The 24,619-nt window shown below is 62.3% G+C and carries 26 protein-coding genes and 1 riboswitch; of the genes, 15 read left to right on the plus strand and 11 right to left on the minus strand.

The features are described 5' to 3' along the window. Positions 1 to 68: 68 nt before the first annotated feature. Positions 69 to 689 (minus strand): response regulator transcription factor, encoded by a 621-nt coding sequence (locus tag IV098_RS12245; protein ID WP_296889466.1) that lies wholly within the window; start codon positions 687 to 689, stop codon positions 69 to 71. Positions 690 to 757: 68 nt separating this feature from the next. Between IV098_RS12245 and IV098_RS12250 the strand changes: the two genes are divergently transcribed. After that, positions 758 to 2,095: a HAMP domain-containing sensor histidine kinase gene (locus IV098_RS12250; RefSeq protein WP_296889467.1), complete on the plus strand. Its 1,338-nt coding sequence runs from the start codon at positions 758 to 760 to the stop codon at positions 2,093 to 2,095. Between the two features lie 40 nt (positions 2,096 to 2,135). Here the strand turns inward: IV098_RS12250 and IV098_RS12255 are convergent, their stop codons facing one another. Then, the gene (locus IV098_RS12255; RefSeq protein ID WP_296889468.1) at positions 2,136 to 2,663 is read right to left on the minus strand and encodes a hypothetical protein; all 528 of its coding nucleotides are present in this window, start codon (positions 2,661 to 2,663) and stop codon (positions 2,136 to 2,138) included. Positions 2,664 to 2,795: 132 nt separating this feature from the next. On the opposite strand from IV098_RS12255, the gene IV098_RS12260 reads away from it, so the two are divergent. Both IV098_RS12260 and IV098_RS12265 read left to right on the plus strand, forming a co-directional pair. After that, positions 2,796 to 3,908 (plus strand): alanine--glyoxylate aminotransferase family protein, encoded by a 1,113-nt coding sequence (locus IV098_RS12260; protein WP_296889469.1) that lies wholly within the window; start codon positions 2,796 to 2,798, stop codon positions 3,906 to 3,908. A gap of 8 nt (positions 3,909 to 3,916) precedes the next feature. Next, positions 3,917 to 4,222 carry a hypothetical protein gene (locus IV098_RS12265; protein WP_296889471.1) on the plus strand — a complete coding sequence of 102 codons (306 nt, stop codon included), beginning with the start codon at positions 3,917 to 3,919 and terminating at the stop codon, positions 4,220 to 4,222. A 137-nt stretch (positions 4,223 to 4,359) separates the two neighbouring features. Here IV098_RS12265 and IV098_RS12270 read toward each other — a convergent pair whose 3' ends face one another. The 4 genes from IV098_RS12270 to ahcY all read right to left on the minus strand — a co-directional run bounded on the left by IV098_RS12270 (position 4,360) and on the right by ahcY (position 7,982). Continuing rightward, entirely contained in the window at positions 4,360 to 5,082 is a 723-nt protein-coding gene (locus IV098_RS12270) for a carbonic anhydrase (RefSeq protein ID WP_296889473.1), read from the minus strand. Positions 5,083 to 5,369: 287 nt separating this feature from the next. After that, a complete protein-coding gene (gene metF, locus IV098_RS12275) occupies positions 5,370 to 6,200 on the minus strand; it encodes a methylenetetrahydrofolate reductase [NAD(P)H] (protein ID WP_296889474.1) in 831 nt (276 codons plus the stop codon). Between the two features lie 3 nt (positions 6,201 to 6,203). Next, positions 6,204 to 6,551, minus strand: a complete 348-nt coding sequence (locus IV098_RS12280) for a phage holin family protein (RefSeq protein ID WP_296889475.1) — start codon at positions 6,549 to 6,551, stop codon at positions 6,204 to 6,206. 15 nt (positions 6,552 to 6,566) lie between these two features. Continuing rightward, positions 6,567 to 7,982: an adenosylhomocysteinase gene (gene ahcY, locus IV098_RS12285; protein WP_296889477.1), complete on the minus strand. Its 1,416-nt coding sequence runs from the start codon at positions 7,980 to 7,982 to the stop codon at positions 6,567 to 6,569. A 27-nt stretch (positions 7,983 to 8,009) separates the two neighbouring features. After that, a riboswitch (S-adenosyl-L-homocysteine riboswitch) is annotated at positions 8,010 to 8,080 on the minus strand. Between the two features lie 225 nt (positions 8,081 to 8,305). Between ahcY and IV098_RS12290 the strand changes: the two genes are divergently transcribed. Further along, positions 8,306 to 8,998, plus strand: coding sequence for a PEP-CTERM sorting domain-containing protein (locus IV098_RS12290; protein WP_296889479.1), 693 nt, complete (start codon positions 8,306 to 8,308; stop codon positions 8,996 to 8,998). Positions 8,999 to 9,072: 74 nt separating this feature from the next. On the opposite strand, the gene metK is transcribed toward IV098_RS12290, so the two are convergent. Then, on the minus strand, positions 9,073 to 10,239 hold the full coding sequence (gene metK, locus IV098_RS12295) for a methionine adenosyltransferase (RefSeq protein ID WP_296889481.1): 1,167 nt from the start codon (positions 10,237 to 10,239) through the stop codon (positions 9,073 to 9,075). Here metK and IV098_RS12300 point away from each other — a divergent pair. Genes IV098_RS12300 through xerC form a run of 9 tightly spaced genes read left to right on the plus strand, consistent with a single transcriptional unit; the run spans position 10,238 to position 16,582 of the window. Further along, positions 10,238 to 10,570: a hypothetical protein gene (locus tag IV098_RS12300; RefSeq protein ID WP_296889483.1), complete on the plus strand. Its 333-nt coding sequence runs from the start codon at positions 10,238 to 10,240 to the stop codon at positions 10,568 to 10,570. The two genes, metK and IV098_RS12300, sit on opposite strands and share 2 nt — an antisense overlap. After that, positions 10,567 to 11,439: a lysophospholipid acyltransferase family protein gene (locus IV098_RS12305; protein WP_296889485.1), complete on the plus strand. Its 873-nt coding sequence runs from the start codon at positions 10,567 to 10,569 to the stop codon at positions 11,437 to 11,439. Before IV098_RS12300 ends, IV098_RS12305 begins: the two co-directional genes overlap by 4 nt. Then, positions 11,436 to 12,317, plus strand: coding sequence for a lysophospholipid acyltransferase family protein (locus tag IV098_RS12310; protein WP_296889487.1), 882 nt, complete (start codon positions 11,436 to 11,438; stop codon positions 12,315 to 12,317). The genes IV098_RS12305 and IV098_RS12310 overlap by 4 nt, the downstream gene beginning before the upstream one ends. Then, positions 12,314 to 13,225 carry a lipid A biosynthesis acyltransferase gene (locus IV098_RS12315; protein WP_296889489.1) on the plus strand — a complete coding sequence of 304 codons (912 nt, stop codon included), beginning with the start codon at positions 12,314 to 12,316 and terminating at the stop codon, positions 13,223 to 13,225. Before IV098_RS12310 ends, IV098_RS12315 begins: the two co-directional genes overlap by 4 nt. Continuing rightward, positions 13,218 to 13,745 carry a GNAT family N-acetyltransferase gene (locus tag IV098_RS12320; protein ID WP_296889491.1) on the plus strand — a complete coding sequence of 176 codons (528 nt, stop codon included), beginning with the start codon at positions 13,218 to 13,220 and terminating at the stop codon, positions 13,743 to 13,745. Before IV098_RS12315 ends, IV098_RS12320 begins: the two co-directional genes overlap by 8 nt. Next, positions 13,742 to 14,161: a CoA-binding protein gene (locus IV098_RS12325; protein ID WP_296889493.1), complete on the plus strand. Its 420-nt coding sequence runs from the start codon at positions 13,742 to 13,744 to the stop codon at positions 14,159 to 14,161. The genes IV098_RS12320 and IV098_RS12325 overlap by 4 nt, the downstream gene beginning before the upstream one ends. Continuing rightward, the gene (dapF, locus tag IV098_RS12330; RefSeq protein ID WP_296889495.1) at positions 14,158 to 15,009 is read left to right on the plus strand and encodes a diaminopimelate epimerase; all 852 of its coding nucleotides are present in this window, start codon (positions 14,158 to 14,160) and stop codon (positions 15,007 to 15,009) included. The genes IV098_RS12325 and dapF overlap by 4 nt, the downstream gene beginning before the upstream one ends. Beyond that, on the plus strand, positions 15,006 to 15,695 hold the full coding sequence (locus IV098_RS12335) for a DUF484 family protein (protein WP_296889497.1): 690 nt from the start codon (positions 15,006 to 15,008) through the stop codon (positions 15,693 to 15,695). The genes dapF and IV098_RS12335 overlap by 4 nt, the downstream gene beginning before the upstream one ends. Continuing rightward, positions 15,692 to 16,582, plus strand: coding sequence for a tyrosine recombinase XerC (gene xerC / locus IV098_RS12340; RefSeq protein WP_296889498.1), 891 nt, complete (start codon positions 15,692 to 15,694; stop codon positions 16,580 to 16,582). Before IV098_RS12335 ends, xerC begins: the two co-directional genes overlap by 4 nt. A 208-nt stretch (positions 16,583 to 16,790) precedes the next feature. Here xerC and IV098_RS12345 read toward each other — a convergent pair whose 3' ends face one another. From IV098_RS12345 to IV098_RS12360, 4 genes are all read right to left on the minus strand, one after another. Beyond that, the gene (locus tag IV098_RS12345; protein WP_296889500.1) at positions 16,791 to 17,834 is read right to left on the minus strand and encodes a hypothetical protein; all 1,044 of its coding nucleotides are present in this window, start codon (positions 17,832 to 17,834) and stop codon (positions 16,791 to 16,793) included. Positions 17,835 to 18,731: 897 nt separating this feature from the next. Further along, positions 18,732 to 19,298, minus strand: coding sequence for a hypothetical protein (locus IV098_RS12350; RefSeq protein WP_296889502.1), 567 nt, complete (start codon positions 19,296 to 19,298; stop codon positions 18,732 to 18,734). 12 nt (positions 19,299 to 19,310) lie between these two features. Next, positions 19,311 to 22,379, minus strand: coding sequence for an efflux RND transporter permease subunit (locus tag IV098_RS12355; RefSeq protein ID WP_296889504.1), 3,069 nt, complete (start codon positions 22,377 to 22,379; stop codon positions 19,311 to 19,313). After that, entirely contained in the window at positions 22,376 to 23,431 is a 1,056-nt protein-coding gene (locus IV098_RS12360) for an efflux RND transporter periplasmic adaptor subunit (protein ID WP_296889506.1), read from the minus strand. Before IV098_RS12360 ends, IV098_RS12355 begins: the two co-directional genes overlap by 4 nt. Positions 23,432 to 23,645: 214 nt before the next feature. Here IV098_RS12360 and dksA point away from each other — a divergent pair, with 214 nt between their 5' ends. Both dksA and IV098_RS12370 read left to right on the plus strand, forming a co-directional pair. Further along, entirely contained in the window at positions 23,646 to 24,065 is a 420-nt protein-coding gene (gene dksA, locus IV098_RS12365) for an RNA polymerase-binding protein DksA (RefSeq protein WP_296889507.1), read from the plus strand. A 92-nt stretch (positions 24,066 to 24,157) separates the two neighbouring features. Continuing rightward, on the plus strand, positions 24,158 to 24,610 hold the full coding sequence (locus IV098_RS12370) for a Fur family transcriptional regulator (protein WP_296889509.1): 453 nt from the start codon (positions 24,158 to 24,160) through the stop codon (positions 24,608 to 24,610). Positions 24,611 to 24,619 lie beyond the last annotated feature (9 nt).

A 24,619-nucleotide genomic window follows, 5' to 3' on the forward strand; every position in this document is an offset into this window, starting at 1 on the left:
AAATCATCCAGCTGGGAGAAAGCGAATACGGGAAAGTGCGTAGAGACCTGCGCGATGCCGACAGGCGTTTACTGCCCGATCAGATGCTTCATCGCATAGGCAACCATTTCCGCCACGTTCCGGGTGCCCAGTTTACGACCAAGATTTTCCCGGTGTTTTTGCACCGTTGCGGTGCTGATCTCCAGACGCGTGGCGATTTCCTTGCTCGACAGACCTTCCGCGACGCAGACCAGAATTTCACGCTCGCGCAGGGTAACGCCGATGGGGGCGCCCCCCGCTTCCAGAAAGTGGCTGATAGCGGGACTGAAATAGCGCTGCCCGCTCGCCAGTGCCCGGATGGCGCTGATCAATTCGCGGCTGTCCTCGCTTTTCGGTACGTAGCCCTCCATGCCGCAGGCCACAGCGGCGTGTACGGAGACGCTGTCGATACGCGCGGTGAGGGCGAGCACGCGGCTGGGGCTGCCGCTTTGGCGCAGCGTGCGGGCGACTTCCAGACCGTCCATCACCGGCAGGCCGAGGTCGAGCACTACGACCTGCGGCATCAGCGACTGCGCAAGCCGCAACGCCGTGCCACCGTCAGCGGCATCGCCGACAAGCTCAAAATCCGCCTCGCGCCCAAGCAGCATGCGCATCCCTTCACGCACCAGTTCGTGATCGTCCGCTATCAGGATGGTAATCTTCTCTGCCATGGCAATGCCCGTGTCAACGTTGCCGCAAACTACCACGGACACTTTTGAAAAAACACTCTGCGCTGTCCATGGAAGCCTCCACATCGCCATCCCAGCCCGGCTCGCCTCTGGACACCGAAACGCGCCGCCAGCTGCTGGGACTGCTGACCCAGCACACGCCCGGCATGGCACTTGCCAATGCGAGCGTCGCCATCATTTTCGCCGGCATGCTGTGGTTTGAAAATGCAAACACGCACATTGGCTACTGGCTCATTTTTCCGCTCCTGATCAATCTTGCACGCTGGCGCTGGAACAGCCTGCTCCGTCGCCAATTGCCGGAGATGGACGCGGCACACCTGCATCGCACCGAGCGGGTAGCCACCGCCGTCATCGGACTCAACGGCTCGGCCTGGGGGGCGCTGGCGTGGATTGCCTACAACGGCAACCAGATCAACGTGGACTTCGTCACCATCTCGGTATTGGTGGGCATGACCGGAGGGGCGGTCACGCCTCTTTCCGCCCTGCGTTATGCGTTTCCTCTCTACGCGGCAGCAGCGGTGCTGCCGCTGCTGCTCAAGTCACTCTGGATTGGCGGCAGCGCCTATATTGCCGGCGGTCTCAGCCTGGCGGTCTATCTGGGGATACTGTTCAGTTATGGCCGGACCACTCACCGCACGCTGCGCAATGCGTTTAAGCTGAAGCTGGAAAAAGACCACCTGCTGCAACAACTTGAAAACATGGCACGTTCGCGCTCGCTGTTTCTGGCGGGCGTCAGCCACGACCTCAAGCAGCCCGTGCAGGCGCTCGGGATGTTCAACGCCTGCCTCGCAGGTCGCGCACGCGAGGAAAACGGCGTGCTCGGCGACGAACTCAAGCGGCTGGCGCATGGCAGCGGACTGGCACTGGCATCAATCAATGGCCAGATCGGTCGCCTGCTCGAACTGTCACGGCTGGAAGCGGGAGAGGTCGTACCCCGTCAGCGACGCATTCAACTGGCTGACATTTACGCATACACCCGCGCACAGCAAGCCGAAAAAGCACGTCAGAAAGGCTTGCTGTTGCGCTTTGCCCCCACCAGCCTGGAGGTGGTGAGCGACATCAAAATGCTGCAATCCATTTGTGACAACCTGGTCAGCAATGCTGTTCGGTATACCGAATCGGGACACATTCTGATTGGCAGCCGTCGACGCGGCCAGACAGTCGAAATGCAGATATGGGACACCGGGCCCGGTATTCCCGCCGATCGCATAGACCTGCTTTTCGAGGCCTACCGCCGCTTTGACGACACCGCAGACAATGCCGGCCATGGCGTCGGGCTGGGGCTCGCACTCGTCAAGAAGCAGGCTGATTTGTTGAACCACGCGCTTTGCGTGCGTTCGATCCCGGGTCGGGGCTCAGTCTTCAGCGTGATCCTCCCGCGCGCGTGATCGGCATGGCTGTTCGCTTCGTCCCTATGACGAAACGGTTTCAGCGCGATGGCTTGCAGCGCTTGCCCTCGTACTCGAAACGGTTCAGCGCATAAGCCTTGCCGTTCCAGCGTTGCACCGGAAAGCAGAACCCCGGGCCGCCGACCGAGAGGTCCGGCCAGCCATCCTTGCCTTTGGTTTTCAGGAACTCGGGCATGCCGTTGTTGCCGGTGATCACTTTCCAGCTGCCATTGGCTTGCTTGCTCAGCAGCTGGAATCCCGTGCCGGCGTGGCCGTAGCAATACGTCCCGCCGTCGCTGACCACTGCCTCGGGACGGCCGTCGCCATTGAGGTCGCGCACCGTATCGATGGTCGCGCCCGCGGACGCCGGTGAGCCGGAATCCGGTGGCGGATCGCAGATCACCCAGATGCCCTTGCGCTGCACCGCGCCGGCGGCCTTGAACACTGCTGCCTTGTCCACCGCGCTGAGCGTCACGTCCGCGCTGTCCGCTACGGCTTGCCCCATCGTCAACGCAAAGCCCAGCGCACCGATTCCACCCAGCGTCGCTATCCGAATCGTGTTCATCATCCGTCCCCTTCGCTGTCGAAAACCTCACCATAGACGCTCGCGCGGCGATGCGGCAGGTTTCCCGGCCCGGCATTTATCCGTAGAATCAAGCCTTTGTTTTAATTAACCATTTCCACAAAGAGAACAAGGTTTATGACTGCTTCCTTCATTCCTCCCAAGCGCGTTCTCATGGGCCCCGGCCCGTCCGACGTGCCGCAGCGCATCCTCGACGCGATGGCGCGTCCGACCATCGGCCACCTCGACCCTGCGTTCGTCGAGCTGATGGAACAGATCAAGTCCATGCTGCGGATGGCGTTCCAGACCGAAAACGCGCTGACCTTCCCGGTCTCGGCGCCGGGCTCGGCGGGGATGGAAATGTGCTTCGTCAACTTGGTGGAACCGGGCGACAAGGTCATCGTCTGCAAGAACGGCGTGTTCGGCGGGCGCATGCTGGAAAACGTCAAGCGCACCGGCGGCGTGCCGGTGGTGGTGGAAGACGCCTGGGGCGCGCCGGTCGATCCGCAGAAGGTGCGCGATGCCTTCAAGGCCAACCCCGATGCCAAGGTGCTGGCGTTTGTTCACGCCGAAACGTCGACCGGCGCGCAGTCGGATGCGGAAACGCTCGGCAAGATCGCGCAGGAATTCGGCGCGCTCACCATCATGGACTGCGTCACCAGCCTCGGCGGCACGCCGATCTACATGGACAAGTGGGGCATCGACGCAGTGTATTCCGGCAGCCAGAAGTGCCTGTCGTGCACACCGGGCCTGTCACCGGTGTCGTTCTCGGAAAAGGCCATCGCCCGCATCAAGGCGCGCACGACCACCGTGCAGAGCTGGTTCCTCGATCTCAACCTGGTACTCGGCTACTGGCAGTCCGCCGGCAAGCGCACCTACCACCACACCGCGCCGATCAATCCGATGTACGGCCTGCACGAGGCGCTGGTGATCCTCGAAGAAGAAGGTCTGGAAAACGCCTGGGCGCGCCATCGCGCGATGCACGACAAGCTCAAGGCCGGGCTCGAAGGTATGGGGCTGCGCTACGTGGTTGATGAAGCGGCGCGGCTGCCACAGCTCAACTCGATCTACGTGCCCGAAGGCGTCGACGAAGCGGCGGTTCGCGCCAAACTACTGAACGATTTCAACCTCGAAATCGGCGCCGGCCTCGGCGACATGGCGGGCAAGATCTGGCGCATCGGCCTGATGGGCTATTCGGCCAAACAGGAAAACGTCGACTACTGCCTGAAGGCATTGAAGGCCAGTCTGTAACGATTGCCATGAAAGCCTACCTGATCGACGCGAACTCCCACGCCGTCAGGGAAGTTGTCAGCGCCGGGCTCGACGGCATCAAGCAACCCATCGGCTACGACTCGGTTGATTCGGACGAAATCGACGCCAGTGGCGATCGGCTGCTTTTCGATGAAAGTTGTTTTTTACGCGACCAGACCGGCAATGGGCGCTTCAAGCTCGACAACCTCATACCGGTTGCCAACAAGGCTGTGGTCGCCAACCCCGCCGGCGACGATGGCGTTCTGAAAAGCGCCACTGTCGTGTTAGCGGCGTTACAACAACGTACCATCTAAGTATAAATAGCATGCTTGCCCCCTGCTAGTTCACGCCCAACCAGGAACAATGGGCTATTTGGTCCCATGCGTTATCGCATATGAGCAGCCGCAAAAAAGCCCGCGCGATGCGGGCTTTTTCCTGAGCTCGATCGAGCTTATTTTTTGGGCATTGCCGGAGCTTGTTTGATCTTGGCGCCATCGGTTTCACCGTTGACATTGACCACCACCAAACGGCCATTGCCCTGCTTGTAGTCATTGCGGAAATCGTACACTGCGCCGATCACCGTGAGCGTGCCCGCTTTGACTTCGGCATCGTATTTCTGCAGGGCAGACGTCACCTGATTATTCACATTGGCTTCCACGCTCGCCATGACTTCCTTGTCGTCCTTGGGGTTCTTGCCGGGGACTTGCAGGGTGTCAAGTTCCTTTTTGATTGCCGGTTCAATCCCCGCATAACCTCCCATGACAGCCTTCACCGCACCGCAGGAACTATGGCCGATAAACATCAGAACCGGCGTATTCAAATGGCGCACGCCATATTCGATCGAGCCTTCGCCCGTCGCGTGCTGATTGCCAATCTCGCGAATCATGAACAAATCGCCATCCGGCGTCTTGTCCAGCGCATGCGTGTGAACGCGGGAATCAGAACACGTTACCACCGTGGCGCGCGGCTGCTGCCCTTTGACCATCGGGTCGAAATAACTGCCCTTGTGTGCTTTTATAAAAGCAGCATTGTCGACCAGTAGATTCTTGACGACAGCGCGAACCTGGGTAATTTCATCGCCATGGGATTGATATTCGCTGCCGGCAACGGCGGGCGCGGCCAAAAGGCTGGTCAACAGGACAGGAATTAGTGTGCGTGAGATCATGGTTTTCATACGGGTTCTCTCTAGGTTTGTTTGTGATCGGATTTGAGGTGCGCTTCCTGACCTACAGACGCTCGCCCTCGTGAAGAGCGAAACATAGCAGGGCATTTTAAAACAAAGATTAAACTGGTGACCATGCGGCAAGATGCCGCATATTCTTCCCGAATGGGCACAGCAAATTTGCCACGGAAACACAGCGGAAGACCAACGCAAATGCGCTGTTTACCTGACGCCCGCAGTCAAATCCAAAGAGCGCTCCACCTCTCAACGCCCGGTCAAGCAGCGAACACCCCGCGTCGTCACAATCCCAACCGCTGCCAGAGGGTGGTGCTGGGCCCGGCCTGATTCATGGTGTAGAAATGCAGCCCCGGTGCGCCTCCGGCCAGCAGGCGCTCGCACTGGTCGGTGATGACGTCCAGCCCGAACGCCCGGATCGACGGCAGATCGTCGCCGTAGGTTTCCAGCTTTTTTCTGAGCCAGCGCGGGATTTCCGCGCCGCAGGCATCCGAAAACCGCGCCAGCTGCACGTAGTTGCCGATCGGCATGATGCCGGGAACGATGGGGATGTCGACCCCCAGCGAGCGGGCCTCGTCGACGAAACGAAAATACGCGTCGGCGTTGAAGAAATACTGGGTGATGGCGGAATCGGCCCCGGCATCGACCTTGCGCTTGAAGTTGGCCAGATCGTCCGTCCACGAACGTGCCTGCGGGTGGATTTCAGGATAGGCGGCGACTTCGATTTCGAACCAGTCGCCGGTCTCCTTGCGGATGAAGCTGACCAGTTCGTTGGCGTAGTTGAATTCGCCCGCGTCCATGGTGCCGGACGGCAGGTCGCCGCGCAGCGCAACCAGATGACGGATGCCCTGGCTTTTGTATTCGTTCAATATCTCGCGGATATTGTCCTCGGTGGAGCCGATGCACGACAGGTGCGGCGCGGCTTCGGAGCCGGAGGCCTGGATCTCGCGCACGGTTTCCAGCGTACGGTCGCGGGTGGAGCCGCCCGCGCCAAACGTCACTGAAAAGAATTTGGGCTTGAGCTGCGCCAGCTGCGCACGGGTGGCGCGCAACTTTTCTGCGCCCTCCGCGGTTTTCGGCGGAAAAAACTCGAAGCTGAAAGTACGTTCACTCATGGTTCAACCTTTTTTGCCGGGAACCAGCGCCGACAGCGCCCAAGCAATCACGCTGTACAGGATCGCGCCCAGCACGGCGGAAACGAAACCGTGGACCTCGAAGCCGTCCAGCATATGCCCCGCCCACCAGAACAGCAGGCCGTTCAGCACGAAGTAGAACAGCCCCAGGGTCAACAACGTGACCGGCAGGGTTAGCAACACCAGCACCGGGCGCACCAGCGTATTGAGCAGGCCGATCACCAGCGCGGCCAGCATGGCCGAGCCGAAACTCGTCACCTCGATGCTGGGCATCAGATAGGCCACGCCCAGCAGGGCGACGGCGTTCAGCACCCAAATCAGCAAAATACGCACGGCGCGCTCCCCGAATCAATAACGGTAATGGTCGGCCTTGTAGGGGCCGTTCTTGTCCACGCTGATGTAGTTGGCCTGGTAGTCGGTGAGCTCGGTCAGCTGGGCGTTGAGTTTCCTCAACTGCAGGCGCGCCACTTTTTCGTCCAGGTGCTTGGGCAGGGTGTAGACGCCGACGGGGTACTTGCCCGAAGCGCGTTCCTGCCACAGCTCGATCTGCGCAATGGTCTGATTGGCGAAAGAAGAGGACATCACGTACGACGGGTGGCCGGTGGCGCAGCCGAGGTTCACCAGACGACCCTTGGCCAACATGATGATGCGCTTGCCGTCCGGGAAAATGATGTGGTCGACCTGCGGCTTGATCTCTTCCCACTGGTATTTTTCCACCCCGGCGACGTCGATTTCATTGTCGAAGTGACCGATGTTGCAGACGATGGCCTGGTCTTTCATTTTGGCCATGTGGTCGTGGGTGATGACATGGAAGTTGCCGGTGGCGGTGACGAAAATGTCGGCCTTGTCGGCGGCGTAATCCATGGTCACCACGCGGTAGCCTTCCATCGCCGCCTGCAGCGCGCAGATCGGGTCGATTTCGGTGACCCACACCTGGGCCGACAGCGCGCGCAGCGCCTGCGCCGAACCCTTGCCCACGTCGCCGTAACCCGCGACGACCGCCACCTTGCCGGCGATCATCACGTCGGTCGCGCGCTTGATGCCGTCGACCAGCGACTCGCGGCAGCCGTAGAGGTTATCGAACTTGGATTTGGTCACCGAATCGTTGACGTTGATCGCGGGGAATTTGAGCTCGCCACGCGCGTGCATCTGGTACAGGCGATGCACGCCGGTGGTGGTCTCCTCGGTCACACCCTTGATCGCAGCAAGCCGCACCGAATACCAGGTCGGGTCGACTGCCACTTTGGCCTTGATCGCGGCGTACAGCACCCGCTCTTCTTCGCTGGTCGGGTTGCCGACGACGCTGAGGTCTTTTTCGGCGCGCGCGCCCAGATGCAGCAACAGCGTGGCGTCGCCGCCGTCGTCGAGGATCATATTGGAATGGATGCCATCCGCCCAATCAAAGATGCGATGGGTGTAATCCCAGTAATCTTCCAGCGACTCGCCCTTGACCGCAAACACCGGGACGCCCGTTGCGGCAATCGCCGCTGCGGCGTGGTCCTGGGTCGAAAAAATGTTGCACGACGCCCAGCGCACTTCAGCGCCCAACGCGGTCAGCGTTTCGATCAGCACGGCGGTCTGGATGGTCATGTGCAACGAACCGGTAATGCGCGCGCCTTTCAGCGGCTTGCTCGCGGCGAACTCTTCGCGAATCGCCATCAGGCCCGGCATTTCGGTTTCGGCAATACGGATTTCCTTGCGGCCCCAGTCGGCGAGCGCGAGGTCGGCAATGATGTAATCGGCGGTGGAATTGGTGGCGTTCATCACGCCCTCCTTTCTATTCACAAAAAGAAAACGTGAGCGCCGTTTGAAAGTTGCGTCCTGAGCCTGGCGGGTGAACCGTCGCAGCGCTCCTCAGAACCGAGGCGGCATTCTAACCCCGGAAGTGCCTAATGCGGAAATGTCGGCATTCTTTACATCGCCCATACCAATATCTTTGCATCCGCAGCACAACCCATTGTTTTTATTAATCGAAAAGGATTGGCGCATAAACGGGAACATAAATTGCGTGTTAGCGCCAAGGTTGCGCTTGCAGGCCAACGCGAGCCCTCCAATCATACAAATCCAGAATACAGACGAGGGGAAACATGAAACACATCACAAAAACGCTGGCGGGCATTGCTTTGGGTTGCTGCATGGCAAGCAGCGTGGCGCAAGCGGCATCTATTCAAAGCCTGACGATTGAAGAAATCAGTACGGCCTCTGGGGGATTGGGTACCTCTGCGCTTGCTGGCGGCGGAGGATGGGGAAACTGGCAAGATCAATTCGGGAATACAACTGCTGCGCCCGCTTACTTTACGAGCAATGGAATAGACAGCAGTATCAAGATGGGCTCCACCCAGGCAAGCGGTTCGATTTCTCAGACCATTGTATGGTCTGGCAAACTCGGAAACATCAATACGCTTAACGGAGCGCCTAGTGGCTCAATATCCGGTGGCGTGATGAATCTGAATTTTGCTGGGTTGGTTACTGAATATTTTGCGCCAACTAACCTGGCGTTCAATATTTCTCCGGATTCCGGTTCGCTCATCACGCACGTCGCCATAATTGATGCCAGCCGCTATTACTACACGGCAGATTGGACGCACGTAGCCAACAACGATGTCATCAATACAAGCAGCAACACGATCCATTCGGGATTCAATGGTTCGACGAGCATCATTCACTTTGAAGGCATTGCAACATTAGCCCCCGTACCCGAAGCCGAAACCTACGCCATGATGCTGTCAGGCTTGGGACTGGTCGGCTTGATGGCATATCGCCGCCGCAAACTGATTTAACCTGCAACCCGCATCAATGAAAAGAGCCGGTCAACCGGCTCTTTTCATTTCCGAATCGCGGCGAAACGAACCGCTCAAATCCCCGCCGCCACCTTCAACGCCGCCGCCTTGTCCGTCACTTCCCAGGTGAAATCGGGCTCCTCGCGGCCAAAGTGGCCATAGCTCGCGGTCTCGGTGTAGATCGGGCGCAGCAGGTTAAGCATGTTGACGATGCCCTTGGGGCGCAGGTCGAAATGCGCGGCGATGAGTTCGGCGATCTTAGCTTCGGGGATTTTACCGGTGCCGAAGGTGTCGACCATCATCGAGGTGGGCCTGGCGACGCCGATGGCGTAGCTGATCTGCACCATGCACTTGTCGGCAAGGCCAGCGGCGACGATGTTCTTCGCCACGTAGCGGCCGGCGTAGGCGGCGCTGCGGTCGACCTTGGACGGATCCTTGCCGGAAAACGCGCCGCCGCCGTGGGGCGATGCACCGCCGTAGGTGTCGACGATGATCTTGCGGCCGGTGAGGCCGGCGTCGCCCATCGGGCCGCCTACGACGAAGCGCCCAGTGGGGTTGACCAGGTAACGCGTGTCGGCGGTCAGCATGGCTTTCGGCAGCACCGGCTTGATGATTTCCTCAATCACCGCTTCGGTGATCTGCGCCTGCGAAATTTCGGGGTTGTGCTGGGTGGACAGCACCACGGTGTCGATGGAGTGCGGCTTGCCGTCGACGTAGCGGATCGACACCTGCGACTTGGCGTCGGGGCGCAGCCACGGCAGGCGGCCGTCCTTGCGCAGTTCGGACTGGCGCTGGGTCAAGCGGTGCGCGAGGTAGATCGGCATCGGCATCAACACCGGGGTTTCGTTGCAGGCGTAGCCGAACATCAGGCCCTGGTCGCCGGCACCCTGGTCGAGGTAATCGTCGTGCGCGCGATCCACGCCCTGCGCGATGTCGGGCGACTGCTTGCCGACGGTGACGAGCACCGAGCAGGTGTTGTAGTCGAAGCCGATTTCGGAAGAGTCGTAGCCGATGCGCTTGATGGTCTGGCGCGCGATCTGGTTGTAGTCGATCACCGCCGAGGTGGTGATTTCGCCGGCGATGACGCACAGGCCGGTGGTCAGCAGCGTTTCGCAGGCGACGCGTGCATGTTTGTCCTGGGTTAGAATCGCGTCGAGTACCGCATCCGACACTTGGTCCGCCATCTTGTCGGGATGCCCTTCGGACACCGACTCAGACGTAAAAATGAAATCCTTTTGCATGACAGCTCCTGTAGTCCCGGTTAACGTTTGCGTAAGCAACTCTCGGGACCTGCAGAGCGGCGACGCTTTAGCTGTATTTGTATCCCGCCCGCAAGTTGTCAAGATTAACGCGGCGGCTTCAGCTTGGGTGTTTCATCAATTGGCGCGTGCCCTCGCTGGTCTTTTATTTCGTATGGAAACTTTATTCAGTTGGGCGTATGAATCACTACGCCACGCCTTCACAAACTTCCCCTACGAAACAAAATCCGGCGCGATCATCACGCGAATTGATGAAACACCCAAGCGCCGTGCATTGTGCCGCGCAAGTTTCCGTGGCGTCAAGCCCGCGTGATACACCTGCTCAAACTGCTGGCGCGCCTGCCTTTGCCCGTGCTGCACGGCATCGGGATTGCGCTCGGCTGGCTGATCTACTGGGCCCCGGGCCGGCACTCGGCGCGCATGCGCAACAATGTGCTCGACAGCGGCCTGTGCACGCCAGGGCGCAGTTGTAATCGCCTGCTGCGCCAGAGCATCAGCGAATCCGGTAAGGCCTTCGCTGAACTGCTGCCGATGTGGCTGCGTCCGGACAAGGTCGTGCTGCAACACGTGCGCGGCAGCAGCGGCTGGGAGGCGATCGACGCCGCCCGCGCAGCGGGCCGGGGCGTGATCCTGATCGCGCCGCACATCGGCTGTTTCGAAATCATCGGCCAGTATTTCGGCGCGCGCCATCCCTTCACCATCATGTACAAACCCGCGCCCAGCCCCTTGCTGAATGCGCTGATGCTCGCCGGCCGCCAGCGCAGCCAGACGACGCTGGTGCCGACCGACATGTCGGGCGTGCGCGCCCTGCTGGCCGCGCTCAAACGCCATGAAGGCATCGGCATCCTGCCCGATCAGGTGGCCAGCAGCGGCGACGGCGTGTGGGCGCCGTTTCTCGGCCGTCCGGCCTACACGCCGACGCTGGTCGCCAGCCTGCAGCGCAAAACTGGCGCTGCAGCGTTTTTCGTCGCCGCCGAACGGCTGAGCTGGGGACGTGGTTATCACCTGCATGCGTATCCCCTGAACGACGCCCTGCCGGATGACAAGACCGCGGCCGCGCTGCGCATCAACCAGGGGGTGGAAGCGGTAGTACGGCATTTTCCGGCGCAATATCAATGGCGCTACAACCGCCACAAATGCCCGGGCGGCATCACCCGGCCGATCCATTCACCTGCCACATGAACGCTGTTGTATTGACGCTGCTCAAACTGCTGGCGCGCCTGCCCTTGCCGGTGCTGCATGGCCTTGGCATCGCGCTGGGCTGGCTGGTCTACTGGGCGCCGGGGCGGCATTCGGCGCGCATGCGCAGCAATGTGTTCGACAGCGGCCTGTGCACGCCGGGCGCAGACTGCCGTCGCCTGTTGCGACTATCCGTCTCCGAATCCGGCAAAGCCATCATCGAGCTGCTGCCGGTCTGGCTGCGCCCGTATGAGCAGGTGCTGAAACTGGTCAAGGGCCGCAGCGGCTGGGAGGCGATCGATGCCGCGCGCGCAGCGGGCAAGGGCATCATCCTGATCGGCCCGCATATCGGCTGTTTCGAACTGCTCAATCTGGATTACGCCGCGCGCCACCCGTTCACCGCCATGTACAAGCCGCCGCGCAAAGCGGTGCTGGCCGAGCTGATGCTGAACGGCCGCCAGCGCGGCCAGGCGACGCTGGTGCCGACCGACCTGTCCGGCGTGCGCGCGCAACTGGCCGCGCTCAAACGCCATGAAGCCATCGGCATCCTGCCCGACCAGGTGGCGACCGGCGGCGACGGCGTGTGGGCGCCGTTTCTGGGCCGCCCGGCCTACACGCCGACACTGGTCGCCAGCCTGCAGCGCAAGACCGGCGCTGCGGCGTTTTTTGTCGCCGCCGAACGGCTGAGCTGGGGACGCGGCTATCACCTGCACGCCTTCCCGGTGCTCGATGCGCTGCCGGAGGACAAAGCCGCGGCCGCCCTGCGGATCAACCAGGGGGTGGAAGACGTGGTGCGCCGCTTTCCCGCGCAATACCTGTGGAGCTACAACCGCCACAAACGCCCGGGCGACGCGCCGCCCCCGGACGCAATGCCGACATGAGTGCAGTACCCCGCACCCTGCTGCGCCCCGCGCTGCTGCCGGTCTGGCTCGGCGTCTTCGTACTGTGGCTGCTGCACTGGCTACCGCTGCCGCTGCAGGCGGCCATCGGCAACAGCCTCGGCTGGCTCGCCGCGCAGATTCCCTGCAAGCGACGCCGGGTCGGTGCCACCAATCTAGCGCTGTGTTTTCCCGACGTGCCCGCCGCGCAGCGCCGCCGCTGGCTGCGGCAAACCTTTCAGGCCTCGATACGCGCCGCGCTGGAATACGGCATTCTGTGGTGGGGATCGGCCGCGCGGGTGCGCCGCCTGGTACGCATCGACAACCCCGAAGCCGCACGCGGCGACGGCGTGCGGCCGGTGATCTGGCTGGCGCCGCACTTTGTCGGCCTCGACATGGGCGGCATCCGCCTGACCATGGACCAGACCATCGTCTCGATGTATGCGCGCGCGCAGAACCCGGTCGCCGACAAATACATGCGCCACGGCCGCACGCGTTTTTCGGACATCGTGCTGATCGAACGTCACGAAGGCATCAAGGCCACGCTCGCCGCGATCAAGCGCGGGCTACCGTTCTACTACCTGCCGGACCAGGACCATGGCCGCCTCAACGCGGTGTTCGCGCCCTTCTTCGGCATCCCTGCCGCCACCGTGTCGGCGCTACCACGGCTGGTCAAGCTCACCGATGCGCAGGTCATCCCGGTAATCACCCGCCAGCTGTCGTGGGGGCGCGGCTATGCGCTGCGCTTTTATCCACCGTGGGAGAATTTTCCAAGCGGCGACCTCGATGCCGATGTCGCGCGCATGAACGCCTTCATCGAAGACCGTATCCGCGAAATGCCAGCGCAATATTTGTGGCTGCATCGCCGCTTCAAGACGCGCCCGATCGGCGAAGCCAGCCTGTATGACTGACATCCGCCCACTCGCGCCGGATGAGGTCGAAGCCGTCAGCGCGCTGGCGCGCGTGGTGTGGCAGGCCACCTACCCGGCGCTGATCTCCCAGGCGCAGATCGAATTCATGCTGGCCGACCGTTACGCCGCCGAACGCATCCGCGCGCAGCTCGGCGACCCCTGCCACGCCTGGTGGGGCGCGCATGCCGGTGAAATGCTCGCCGGTTTCGCCCATGCCTCACTGAGCGATTCCAAGCTGGATGACGCCAATTCAAAGCTGGGTGGCGCCGATGCCAAGCTCGACAAACTCTATGTCCATCCGGCCAGCCAGCGCCACGGGATCGGCAGCGCGTTGCTGGCCGCGGTGCAGGACTGGGCGCGCGCGCAGCATGCCCACCGTCTGTGGCTACAGGTCAATCGCGGCAATGCGCCGGCGATTGCTGCGTATCGCAAGCAGGGCTTTCGCGTGGTCGAGTCGCGCGTGTTCGACATCGGCAACGGCTTCGTGATGGACGACCACGTAATGGAGAAAACCCTGTGAGCTTCAGCAATCCCGACGACGACGCCCTGCGCGCCCTGTTCGACCGCGTCCGCACCATTGCCGTAATCGGTCTTTCGCCGCAACCCGCGCGACCGAGCTTTCGCGTGGCGCAGGCGATGCAGCGCTACGGCTTTCGCATCGTGCCGGTGCGGCCGCTGGTGGACGCGGTGTTGGGCGAAAAGGCCTATGCCAGCCTGGCCGACATCCCGTTTCCGATCGATCTGGTGGATGTGTTCCGCGCTGCCGAGCATGTGCCCGCTATCGTCGAGCAATGCCTGGCGCTACACTTGCCATCCATCTGGATCCAGGAAGGCATCGTCCATGACGCCGCCGCGCATCAGGCGCAAACGGGCGGCATGACGGTGGTGATGGACCGCTGCCTGCTCAAGGAATACGTGAGACTCAAAACCGCATGAATACCCAACAGGGCAAGACTCTTCGCTTCACCAAAATGCACGGTCTCGGCAACGATTTCGTCGTGATCGACGGCATCAACCAGTCCGTCGCGCTCACGCCCGAACAATGCCGCCGCCTCGCCGACCGCCATTTCGGCGTCGGCTGCGACCAGATCCTGCTGGTCGAAAAACCCAGCCGCGCAGACGTCGACTTCCGCTATCGCATCTTCAACGCCGATGGCGGCGAAGTGGAACAGTGCGGCAACGGCGCGCGCTGCTTCGTGCGTTTCGTGCACGACAAGGGGCTCACCGACAAGACCGCGATCCGGGTGGAAACCGCGTCCGGCGTGATCGAACCGCGTCTGCTCGACAACGGCCAGGTGACGGTGAACATGGGCGCGCCGCGTTTCGCGCCGGCCGACATCCCGTTTGCCGCGACCGCCGAAGCGCTGACCTATCCGCTCAAGGTCGGCACCCACACGCTCGAAATCGCCGCGCTCTCGATGGGCAACCCGCACGCGGTACTGCGGGTGAACGATCTGGACAGCGCGCCGGTGGACATCCTCGGCGCGGCGGTCGAGGCGCACCAGCGCTTTCCGCAGCGCGTCAACGCCGGCTTCATGCAGGTGCTGACGCCGCACGACATCCGCCTGCGCGTGTTCGAGCGCGGCGCGGGCGAAACCCTGGCCTGCGGCACCGGGGCCTGCGCCGCCGCCGTGGCCGGCATCCGCCAGGACTGGCTGCAAAGCCCGGTCAGCGTCCACACCCGCGGCGGCGACCTGATCATTGAATGGGCGGGCAAAGACCAGCCGGTGTACATGACCGGCCCCGCCGTGACCGTATTCGAAGGAGCCATAGACATCCCATGACCACATCCAGCGATACCCCAGCCAGCGCGACCAGCCCCCAGGCCGTCGCCGACTACCTGATCCAGCACCCGAATTTCTTCAACGATTTCCCCACCCTGCCGGCGGAATTGAACATTCCCCATCCGCACGGCACCCACGCCATTTCGATGAGCGAACGCCAGCTCATTTCAATGCGCGACAAGGTGCGGATGCTGGAAAGCAAGCTCGCCGAGCTGATCCAGTTCGGCGAGGAAAACGACGGTATTTCCGACAAGATGCAGGCGCTGGCACTGGCGCTGATGACCACGCGCACGCCGCAGGACATCCTGGTAGCGCTGACCCTGCACCTGCGCGAAGGCTTTGCGATACCGCACCACGCGCTGCGCGTGTGGAACCTGCCTGCCGACAGCGTACCCGGCCTGAGCGACCCGGTGTCCCCGGCCGCGCGCGACCAGATCTGCGCCATGGCGCAACCGGTGTGCGGCGTGCTGGCGGTGGACGAAGCGATCGACTGGTTCGGCGAAGTGTCGCCGCATCTGCGCGCGTTTGCCTGCATCCCGCTGCGGGTCGCCCCCAACAATGTCCCCGTCGGCCTGCTGGTGCTGGCCTCCGAAGAAGAAAAACGCTTCTACGCCGGCATGGGCACGCTCTATATTGAGCGCCTGGGCCAGTTGATCAGCGCCGCACTCGTGCGGATGCAGGATTGACCCCGGTCGAAAGCTACCTGCAACACCTCGCCGCCGAACGGCGGCTGTCGCCGCATACCGTGGCAGCCTATCGGCGCGATCTGGTCCAACTCGGCCAGCTGAGCGCCGGCAAACCGCTGGCCGAGCTCAGCGTCACCGACATCCGCGGCGCCATCGTCCGGCTGCGCGGCAAAAGCCTGTCGGCCGCCAGCGTGGCGCGGCACCTCTCCAGCTGGCGCGGCTTTTACGTCTTTGCCTGCCGCCGCCTCGGCTACACCCACAACCCCTGCCTCGGCCTGCGTCCGCCCAAAGCCGCCAAGGCCTTGCCACAGGTGCTGTCGCCCGACACCTGCACGCAACTGCTGAATGGCGCGCAACCCGCCACTGAAGACGACGCCCTGCAGGCGCGCGACCGCGCCATGTTCGAACTGTTCTATTCGTCCGGACTGCGCCTGTCGGAACTGGCCGATCTGGACCTGAACGACCTCGATCTGCAGTCCGGCGAAGCGGAAGTCACCGGCAAAGGCCGCAAAACCCGCATCGTACCGGTCGGGCAACAGGCGCTGAGTGCGCTGGCCGTCTGGCTGCAGCAGCGTGCAGCGCTGGCGCGCGACAACACCCCCGCGCTGTTTCTGAACCAGCGCGGCACGCGTCTGACGCCGCGCAGCATCCAGCTGCGCCTCAAGCGCTGGGCCTTGCAGGCCGGGCTGAACCAGCACGTCCACCCGCACCTGCTGCGCCACGCCTTCGCCACCCACGTGCTGCAATCGTCCGGCGACCTGCGCGCAGTGCAGGAAATGCTCGGCCACGCCAGCATCAGCACCACCCAGGTCTACACCCACCTCGACTGGCAGCACCTCGCCAAGGTCTACGACCAGGCGCACCCGCGCGCGCGCAAGAAGTCCTGATTTTGCGGCTGGCGATCTGCGCTTGAAAGAGGGAGACAATAACGGGTGGGGGTTTGCTGGCCATGCCGTGAAATTGCGGCGTAGTCAGAGGGTGCAATTAGCGGCTTGCTGTTTGGGGCTTGAGGCAACAGGCAAGGTCTGGCCCTAGCGTTCAAGGTCAGGGGCGCTGCGCGACGCTTTATCGCGCAGCGTCCCCTGCACTGAGATGTTAGGCCTTGGCATCCCGCATCCCTGCGCGGATGTGCGTTGCTAGTTCCGTCACTCGCTCCAAGTCAAATCCTGGGTGTTCATCGCACACCCTGTCAAAGTAGGAAGCGAGCCACTCATATTTGGCGTAAACGTCCTCGGGGCATGTTGAGTCTGCCGCTTTACTAAGGATCAGTTCACGTATTGGTGTTAATCGGTTCTGCCATAGTTTTTGATCTGTAAAAAACGGATTCCCCATGAAAGGGGGCAGAAAATTAAAAAATAGGTGCCCATCGTCGCTGGGAATCCATGGGGAGCTTCCGGTTATCTCCCGGCCTCCCCACTCAAGTGACAGTTCTTTGGAAAGAATCACGCGAGGAGTTGAAGCCACTTTACTCTCGAGTTCATATGCTTCAATCAAAGCCGGTCCATATACCAGGCCAGAATCATGGAACAGGTGGCCTCGCGTGATGCCGCCGCGCAGGAGAAATCCAAATTGGATCAGGTTGGATGTAAGAATCAAAAGAGCATTTTGAAGAGTATCTCGGCCATGCGAATTGCTTTCGACACTAAAAACAAGGCAGTCCGAGAATTGCGTCATTACCGGATCCCCCGGCCATTTCTGGTCTTCAGGAAGCAGTTTTCTTAACGAGTTGAAGTGACTAGTAACGCCTTGCAATTGAGCGAGTGTCTTACCTAGCATCTTTACGACATGGTTGCCCTCGGAGAGAACCGCTTGCTTCCATCCCAAAATATCGAGGAATGCAACCACGCGGTTTTGATACTGGAGTGCGTCCTCGAATTTTCGAGCTTCATCTGCTTGTCGTTCTGCCTCAATCTCTCTCTTGGGTGCGCCGGCTTCCCACTCAGCTTTTTGTAAATCTGCTTGAGCCTCTTCTTGGTCGGTGTACTCGAGGTAGTAAGTCTCGCCCGTTTGTACATTGCTCGTGAGGCTGTACCGTCGGCCGGCGTTTCTCACTGGTAAGCGAACCAACTTATCACCGTCCCGCTTAAAGATTGGATATTCACCGGCAAGGTTTACGGTAATGCTCTGAGGCGTATTCATGGGGGCGGCCTAACGTAGAGCTAACCGGCGGCGCTTTAGCGCCGTCCAGCGACCGGAGGGAGCGAGGTTGAGCGCCGGGTTAGACATGGCGACCGAAAGCAAAAATCGGCGTTGGAGAGGCGGCATAAAAGAAGCAGTGGGCCAATGGATCATGAGTAGATAACCGTAACGGCAACTGCTGCAGCAACAATAAGCCCAAGGATTAGATACTCCCCAATTGCCTGGGCTTTCTTTGGGAGAAGATCGAATGTGCGACCCACAACCAAGCCGGCTAGATAACCAGCGAGTTCTCCAAACGAAAGGGCGATTGCTTCAAGCAAGGGCATGGTTTGTCTGTCTAACGTTAAATAGCCGTCCCGTGACGGAATAAAAGATTATTGGACATGTCCGGTAATCTCGTTTCGGGTGATCGGTTGAAGCGGTAGGGTCAGGCCTCGACTCTTGCTACTGCCTGAACAATTGGCTACCGAAACGGCTGTCTAAAGCCCAAATAGTAATCGCAAACGTCCCATCACCGCCGTCCTGGTTTTGACCTTCCTCCCCTCTCAGCCCCGCCGGAAATTGAGCCTGCCGGGTGGATCAGCGGCAAAGGTGTTTGAGCCCCGCTCACAAAAATCAATCAAGCATTACAAAAGCGGGGCGAGTTCTTTGACGCCCACCCGGCAGGCTCGATTTCCGGGGTTTCGGGGATGTCGGGGTGCGTTTTCTTTGGTTACTTTCTTTGTCGCATTGACAAAGAAAGTGACTAGCCGCCGGGCTACCCCCGGCCAACGGGCAGTGGTCAAGCAACGTCCTCAAATCCCCCTCAATCCCCCTTTTCCAAAGGGGGAGGTCTGTTCACCCAGAGTCACAAGGGCCAGGCCTTGCCTTTTGCCCCAAGCCCCTCATCCCCTTCCATCACAGTCGCTCAACCGGCGGAATCAAACTGATCCACCCCCCAAGCGCACCGCGCATCTCATCCAGCGTGAGATGCCGCATCAGCCCCCGGTTACCGGGCGCCATCTGATCCCAGGCGCAGCGCAGGCTGCGCACGTCCGGCCGGGCGGGGTCATGCAGGCGAAACGTGGTGATGTAATACAGAAAACTCGGGGTGCCATCGTCGTAGACATGGCGTGCCTTGAGTAGCGGCGATGAGGCTGCGGCCGTAATCGTGCTGATGCTGCGCGTGACCTGCGTCACCTCGAAGCGTCCCGGTTGCAGCAACTGCACCTGATCGCTCAGCGTGTTCACTTCCATGATGCAGAACGGATCCTGTTCCTGCACGCCGTTACGCGGCACGATCTGGCCGTACTGCAAACGCACCGTCGCCGCGCCGGGATTGATCGGCAGCACCTGATTGAGCTGCACCGACACGCCGGGTGGAAACGCGTAATTCGGCGACGCCGGATCGGGCGAGCCCAGGCTGCCACAGCCGCCGATTGCCACCATTCCAAACACTGCACTGACCCCTATTCCGCTTCGCATATCTGCCTCCTGTCACTCTGGCTGAATCCTGAACCATGCCGCATACAAAGCCGGCAGGAAAAACAGCGTGAGGAAAGTCGCCGCCACTAGCCCACCCATCACGGCGAACGCCATCGGCCCCCAGAAGATCGAGCGCGACAGCGGAATCATCGCCAGCGCCGCGGCCGCTGCGGTGAGCGTAATCGGCCGCATCCGCCGCACGGTGGATTCGATGATCGCATCCCACTGCGACAGACCGCGGGCGACGTCCTGCTGGATCTGGTCGACCAGGATCACCGAGTTGCGCATGATCATGCCGGCCAGCGAGATGATGCCGAGCAGGGCGACGAAGCCCATCGGCTGGCCGCTCGCGAGCAGGGCGATCGCCACGCCGATGATGCCGAGCGGCGCAGTCAGCACCACCAGCAGCGCGCGCGAGAAATTGCCGAGCTGCAGCATCAGCAGGGTGAAGGTGGTGATCAGGATCAGCGGCCACGAGGCGCCGATGGCGGTGTTGGCCTTGGCGCTGCTTTCCACCGGGCCGCCGCTTTCCAGCCGGAAGCCCGGCGGCAGCTGCGCCTTGAACGCGTCGACCTGCGGCGCCAGGGCGGCGACGATGGTGGCGGGTTGCGTCTTGCCGACGGGATCGCCGCGCACCGCGATGGTCGGCAGGCGATCGCGCCGCCAGATCACGCCGTCCTCGAACACTGGCTGGAGTTTGGCAATCTGCCCCAGCGTCACGCTCTGCCCATTGAAGTTGCCGATCGGCAGCGCGCGCAGCGCGTCGACATCGGTATGCTCGCTGCGCGGGGTGCGCAGCACCACGTCGATCAGCAGATCGTTTTCGCGAAACTGGGTGAGATTGACGCCGACCAGCTGCAAGGCCAGCACGCGCCCGACCTGTTCCGAGCTCAGGCCCAGCGCCTTGATCTTGTCCTGGTCCAGCTGCGCCTTCATGGTCAGCGACTGTTCGTTCCAGTCGAGGTTCACCGCCGTGACATCCGTTTGCGCGGCGACGATCTTGCGCAGTTTCTCCGCCTCGATCTTGAGTTGCGGGATATCGCTGCCGGAGAGCCGGTACTGCACCGGATAGCCAGCCGGCGGGCCATATTCGAAGCGCACGGCGCGGCCCCGCACATTGGGGAAATCGGTTTCGAACAGCTGGCGGATGCGGGCAATTTCGCGCTCGCGCGCCGGCACGTCCTGCGCGATCACCACCAACTGCGCGAAGTTGCGGTTGTTCAGGCGCTGGTCCAGACTCAGCACGAAGCGCGGCGCGCCCTGGCCGATGTAGTTGAGGACATGCGCCACGTCCTTGTCCTGCCGCAACAGGGATTCGAGCCGGACCGCCTCAGCGCGGGTGGCGTCGATGGAGGCGCCTTCCGGCAGCCACATCTCGATCAGGATTTCCTGGCGGTCGGACTGCGGAAAGAACTGCTTTTCCACCTTCTGCATCGCCGCCACGCCGACGACCAGCGCCAGCACCGTCAGCGCAATCACCGTGCGGCGATGCGTGACGCACCAGGTGACCACTGCGCGAAAGCGCCGGTAAAACGGCGTGTGATAGCTTGCGTCCTCGTCGGCGACCCGATGCGTCGGCTTCAACAGAACGTAGCCCAGATAGGGCGTGACCACCACCGCCACCAGCCAGGACGACAACAGCGCGATCGTCGTCACCGCGAAAATGGCGAAGGTGTATTCGCCCACCATCGACTTGGCCAGCGCGATCGGCAGGAAGGCGGTGGCGGTCAGCAGCGTGCCGGTGAGCATCGGAAACGCGGTCGACTGGAAGGCATAGGTCGCCGCCTCGAAGCGTCCCCAGCCGGCTTCGAGCTTGTGCGCCATCATTTCGACCGCGATGATGGCATCGTCCACCAAGAGGCCGAGCGAGATGATGAGCGCGCCGGTGGAGATGCGGTGCAGGTCGATGTCGAACAGCCACATCACGCTGAAGGTGATCGCCAGCACCACCGGAATGCTCAGCGTCACCACCAGGCCCGCGCGCCATTTCAGCGCCAGAAAAGTCACTGCCAGCACGATGGCGACGGCTTCCAGAAAGCTTTGCATGAACAGCTTGACCGCACGGCTGACGATGCTGGGTTGGTCGTGAATCTGGCGTATTTCAACGCCCACCGGCAGCGATTTTTGCAGTGCATCCACGGCCGCGGCGACGGCGCGGCCCATCACCACCACATCGCCGCCGTCCGCCAGCGACACCCCGAGCAGCACCGCCGCTTCGCCCTGCGAACGGATTTCGGTAGCGGGCGGATCTTCGTAGCGCCGCGTCACCTCGGCGATATCGCCCAGCCGCAGGCTGCGCCCCCCCACCTTGACGATGCCTTCGCGCAGGCGCTCGACATCGGAATACGGCCCCGACACGCGCAGCGGAATCGACAGCACGTCGTTTTCCACCCGGCCGTTGGCCACCACGCTGTTCTGTTCCTGCACCGCCTGGATCAGCTGTTGCGCGGTGATCCCGAGGGTGGCGAGTTTCTGCGTCTGCATCTCGATGTAGATTTTTTCCGGCACCACGCCGAACAGTTCGACCTTGCCGACGTTGGGCAGACGCCGCACCTCGCGCTGCGCGTCTTCGCCGATTTCTCTCAAATCGGCGCGGGTGAAACCGTCGCCGGTGATGGCGTAGATCGAGCCGAAGGTGTCGCCGAATTCGTCGTTGAAAAACGGCCCCTGCACCCCGGCCGGCAGTTGCGGCTTGAGATCGCCGATTTTCTTGCGGATCTGGTACCACACCGCCGCCACGTCGCGCCCGCGCACGGTCTCCTTGATGTTGACGAACAGCGCGGTCTCGCCCGGTTTGGCGTAGCTCGCCACGTAGTCCAGCTCGGGCAGTTCCTGCAGCTTTTTCTCGATGCGCTCGGTCAGCTGCTCCGACACTTCCTGCGCCGTCGCCCCCGGCCACTGCGCCTGGATCAGCATGGTCTTGAAGGTAAACGGCGGATCTTCGGCCTGCCCCAGCTCAAGATAGGAACGTACGCCCACCAGCAGGATCAGCACGATGAAGAAGCGCACCAGTGCCGGATGCTCGATCGCCCAGCGCGACAGGTTGCCGCGGCTGGGGGTGAACTGCGGTGCGCCGCTCATGACTGGCCGGGCGCCAGCACACGCACCTGCTGACCCGGCGCCAGCTTGTGCACGCCTGCGGTCACCACCCACTCGCCCGCGGTCAGGCCCGCCACGATCGATGCGCGGTCGCCCGTCAGTTCGCCGAGCCGGACGCTGCGCGCCGCCACCTTGCCGGTCTTGCGATCCACCACCCACACCTGCGGCTGGCCGCCGACCCTGAACAGCGCGCTCTGCGCCACCGACAGGCTCGCTGCCGCCTGCGTGTCAATCTCGACCGTCGCCGTCATGCCCAGCTTCACCACGGCATCGGGCTGCAGAATGCTGACCCGCGCGCGGTAAGTGCGGCTGGCGGCGTCGGCCATCGGCGACAGTTCGCGCAAACGGCCTGCATAGCTCACACCCGGCGTCGACCACAAGCCGATCCTGAGGGTGCGCGCCGCGCGCAACGCGTCGAGCGCATTCTCCGGCACGCTGATGCTCACCTCGCGCTCGCCGGTTCGGGCCAGTTGCGCCACCGGCTGACCGGCCGCCACCACCTGCCCGGCTTCGACGGACAAGGCGGTGATCACCCCGGCATGTGGTGCATTCAAACGGGTGTACGCCTGCTGGTTGCCCTGGCGCTCGGCCTCGGCACGCAGCTGGCGCAGCCGCGCCTGGGCGGCGTCGGCCGTGGTCTGGCGGCGGTCGAGTTCGGCCTGGGCGATAAAGTTCTTGGCGCGCAGCTCGGTATAACGCTGCAAATCCTGCTGCGCCAGACGGGCTTCCGCCTCCGCAGCCACCCGCTGCGCCTGCGCGGCGCTCGACGCCAGGGCATAGTCAGCCGGGTCGAGCGTGGCGATCAGCTGCCCGGACTCGACCAGCGACCCCACCTCGACCGCCCGCGTTTGCACCCGGCCCGCCACCCGGAATGCCAGATCGGTCTCGTAGCGTGCATGCACTTCGCCGGTATAGCGCGTGCGGTTGTGCACCGACTGCAAACCGGCCTGTTCGGCCCGCACCGAGCGGATATCCGCAGGCGGGCCGGGTGGCGCGTCCTGGCCGCACGCGCTCAACAGGAATAAAAGGGACATTAAAGGAATGAAGGTTTTCATCCGCAAATTATCCTCCAATCCATCCGGCGCCTGCCTCCCGCCGCCCTGTCGGCAATCCGGATTGCGGCTGGCAAGGTTCACCCGAGTGGGGTTATGATGGCAGACGCGCAAGACCGCAGCCGGATCCTCCGGCTGTCCGCAGGGCCGCCATCCGGCCAAGTACCTTTACCGTTTTAGATGTCTGGAGTTTTTGATGCCTGCCTCGCCCAAACTGCTTACCGAAGCCCAGCTGCTGAAAATGCCGGCCTCCGCCTACATGAACACCGAGCAACTGGCGTTTTTTCGCGCCCGCCTCGAAGCGCTGCGCGATGAAATGCTTGCCAATGCGGCCGATACCGGCGAACACCTGAAGGAAAACGAAAACTTCGCCGACCCCAACGACCGCGCTACCGTCGAAGAAGAGCACATGCTGGAACAGCGCGTGCGCGACCGTGAGCGCAAGCTGCTGAAAAAGATCCAGTCCGCGCTGGTACGCCTCGATTCCGGCGATTTCGGCTACTGCAAGGAAACCGGCGACCCCATCGGCCTGCCGCGCATGCTGGCGCGCCCCACCGCCGAGTACTCGATCGAGGCGCAGGAACGCCACGAGCGCAAGGAAAAGCTGCACGCCTGAGCCCGCGAACCCGCCCTCGACCGGCGGGTTTTTCATGCCGCTGGATGCAACTGGGTTGCACGGGCGGCCTGCCGTCACCTAGAATGCCGGCTATGCCCGCCCTCGCCGCCCTCCATGACAACTCCATCCGCCTGATCCGGGAACGCGGCGCCAGCGCGACGGCCGCCCGCGTGCAGGTGTTGCGGTTGCTGCTGGCGACACACGCCACCGTTTCGCACCAAAGCCTGACGCAAGCCGCCCTCGACGAAGGCCGGCCGCTCGACAAGGTCACGCTTTACCGCGTGCTCGACTGGCTGGTTGCGCAGGGTCTGGCGCACAGCGTGACCGGGCAGGACCGGGTGCGCCGCTTCGGCATTGCCGATGTCCACCACGGCCACGCGCATTTCGAGTGCGACGCCTGCGGCCGGCTGTTTTGCCTGCCCGAACGCGCCAGCCTGCCGATGCCGGCAGCGCCCGACGGTTTCGAAGCGTGCCGGGTCGACATCACGGTTCACGGCCGTTGCGCGGAATGCGCACAGATAGCCCGCTCAAACGTCTTGACCTGAATCGCAGAC

The organism is Thiobacillus sp. (genome assembly GCF_018780105.1).
Classification (GTDB): domain Bacteria; phylum Pseudomonadota; class Gammaproteobacteria; order Burkholderiales; family Thiobacillaceae; genus Thiobacillus.

Coding starts and splice junctions, on each gene's coding strand:
- IV098_RS12350 (WP_296889502.1), bottom strand. CDS start 19,298: ATGCGAAGCGGAATAGGGGTCAGTGCAGTGTTTGGAATGGTGGCAATC.
- metK (WP_296889481.1), bottom strand. CDS start 10,239: ATGCAAAAGGATTTCATTTTTACGTCTGAGTCGGTGTCCGAAGGGCAT.
- IV098_RS12245 (WP_296889466.1), bottom strand. CDS start 689: ATGGCAGAGAAGATTACCATCCTGATAGCGGACGATCACGAACTGGTG.
- IV098_RS12315 (WP_296889489.1), top strand. CDS start 12,314: ATGAGTGCAGTACCCCGCACCCTGCTGCGCCCCGCGCTGCTGCCGGTC.
- IV098_RS12360 (WP_296889506.1), bottom strand. CDS start 23,431: ATGTCCCTTTTATTCCTGTTGAGCGCGTGCGGCCAGGACGCGCCACCC.
- IV098_RS12265 (WP_296889471.1), top strand. CDS start 3,917: ATGAAAGCCTACCTGATCGACGCGAACTCCCACGCCGTCAGGGAAGTT.
- IV098_RS12320 (WP_296889491.1), top strand. CDS start 13,218: ATGACTGACATCCGCCCACTCGCGCCGGATGAGGTCGAAGCCGTCAGC.
- IV098_RS12300 (WP_296889483.1), top strand. CDS start 10,238: ATGACAGCTCCTGTAGTCCCGGTTAACGTTTGCGTAAGCAACTCTCGG.
- IV098_RS12335 (WP_296889497.1), top strand. CDS start 15,006: ATGACCACATCCAGCGATACCCCAGCCAGCGCGACCAGCCCCCAGGCC.
- metF (WP_296889474.1), bottom strand. CDS start 6,200: ATGAGTGAACGTACTTTCAGCTTCGAGTTTTTTCCGCCGAAAACCGCG.
- IV098_RS12270 (WP_296889473.1), bottom strand. CDS start 5,082: ATGAAAACCATGATCTCACGCACACTAATTCCTGTCCTGTTGACCAGC.
- IV098_RS12260 (WP_296889469.1), top strand. CDS start 2,796: ATGACTGCTTCCTTCATTCCTCCCAAGCGCGTTCTCATGGGCCCCGGC.
- IV098_RS12255 (WP_296889468.1), bottom strand. CDS start 2,663: ATGATGAACACGATTCGGATAGCGACGCTGGGTGGAATCGGTGCGCTG.
- IV098_RS12290 (WP_296889479.1), top strand. CDS start 8,306: ATGAAACACATCACAAAAACGCTGGCGGGCATTGCTTTGGGTTGCTGC.
- IV098_RS12355 (WP_296889504.1), bottom strand. CDS start 22,379: ATGAGCGGCGCACCGCAGTTCACCCCCAGCCGCGGCAACCTGTCGCGC.
- IV098_RS12250 (WP_296889467.1), top strand. CDS start 758: ATGGAAGCCTCCACATCGCCATCCCAGCCCGGCTCGCCTCTGGACACC.
- IV098_RS12370 (WP_296889509.1), top strand. CDS start 24,158: ATGCCCGCCCTCGCCGCCCTCCATGACAACTCCATCCGCCTGATCCGG.
- ahcY (WP_296889477.1), bottom strand. CDS start 7,982: ATGAACGCCACCAATTCCACCGCCGATTACATCATTGCCGACCTCGCG.
- IV098_RS12345 (WP_296889500.1), bottom strand. CDS start 17,834: ATGAATACGCCTCAGAGCATTACCGTAAACCTTGCCGGTGAATATCCA.
- IV098_RS12310 (WP_296889487.1), top strand. CDS start 11,436: ATGAACGCTGTTGTATTGACGCTGCTCAAACTGCTGGCGCGCCTGCCC.
- dksA (WP_296889507.1), top strand. CDS start 23,646: ATGCCTGCCTCGCCCAAACTGCTTACCGAAGCCCAGCTGCTGAAAATG.
- dapF (WP_296889495.1), top strand. CDS start 14,158: ATGAATACCCAACAGGGCAAGACTCTTCGCTTCACCAAAATGCACGGT.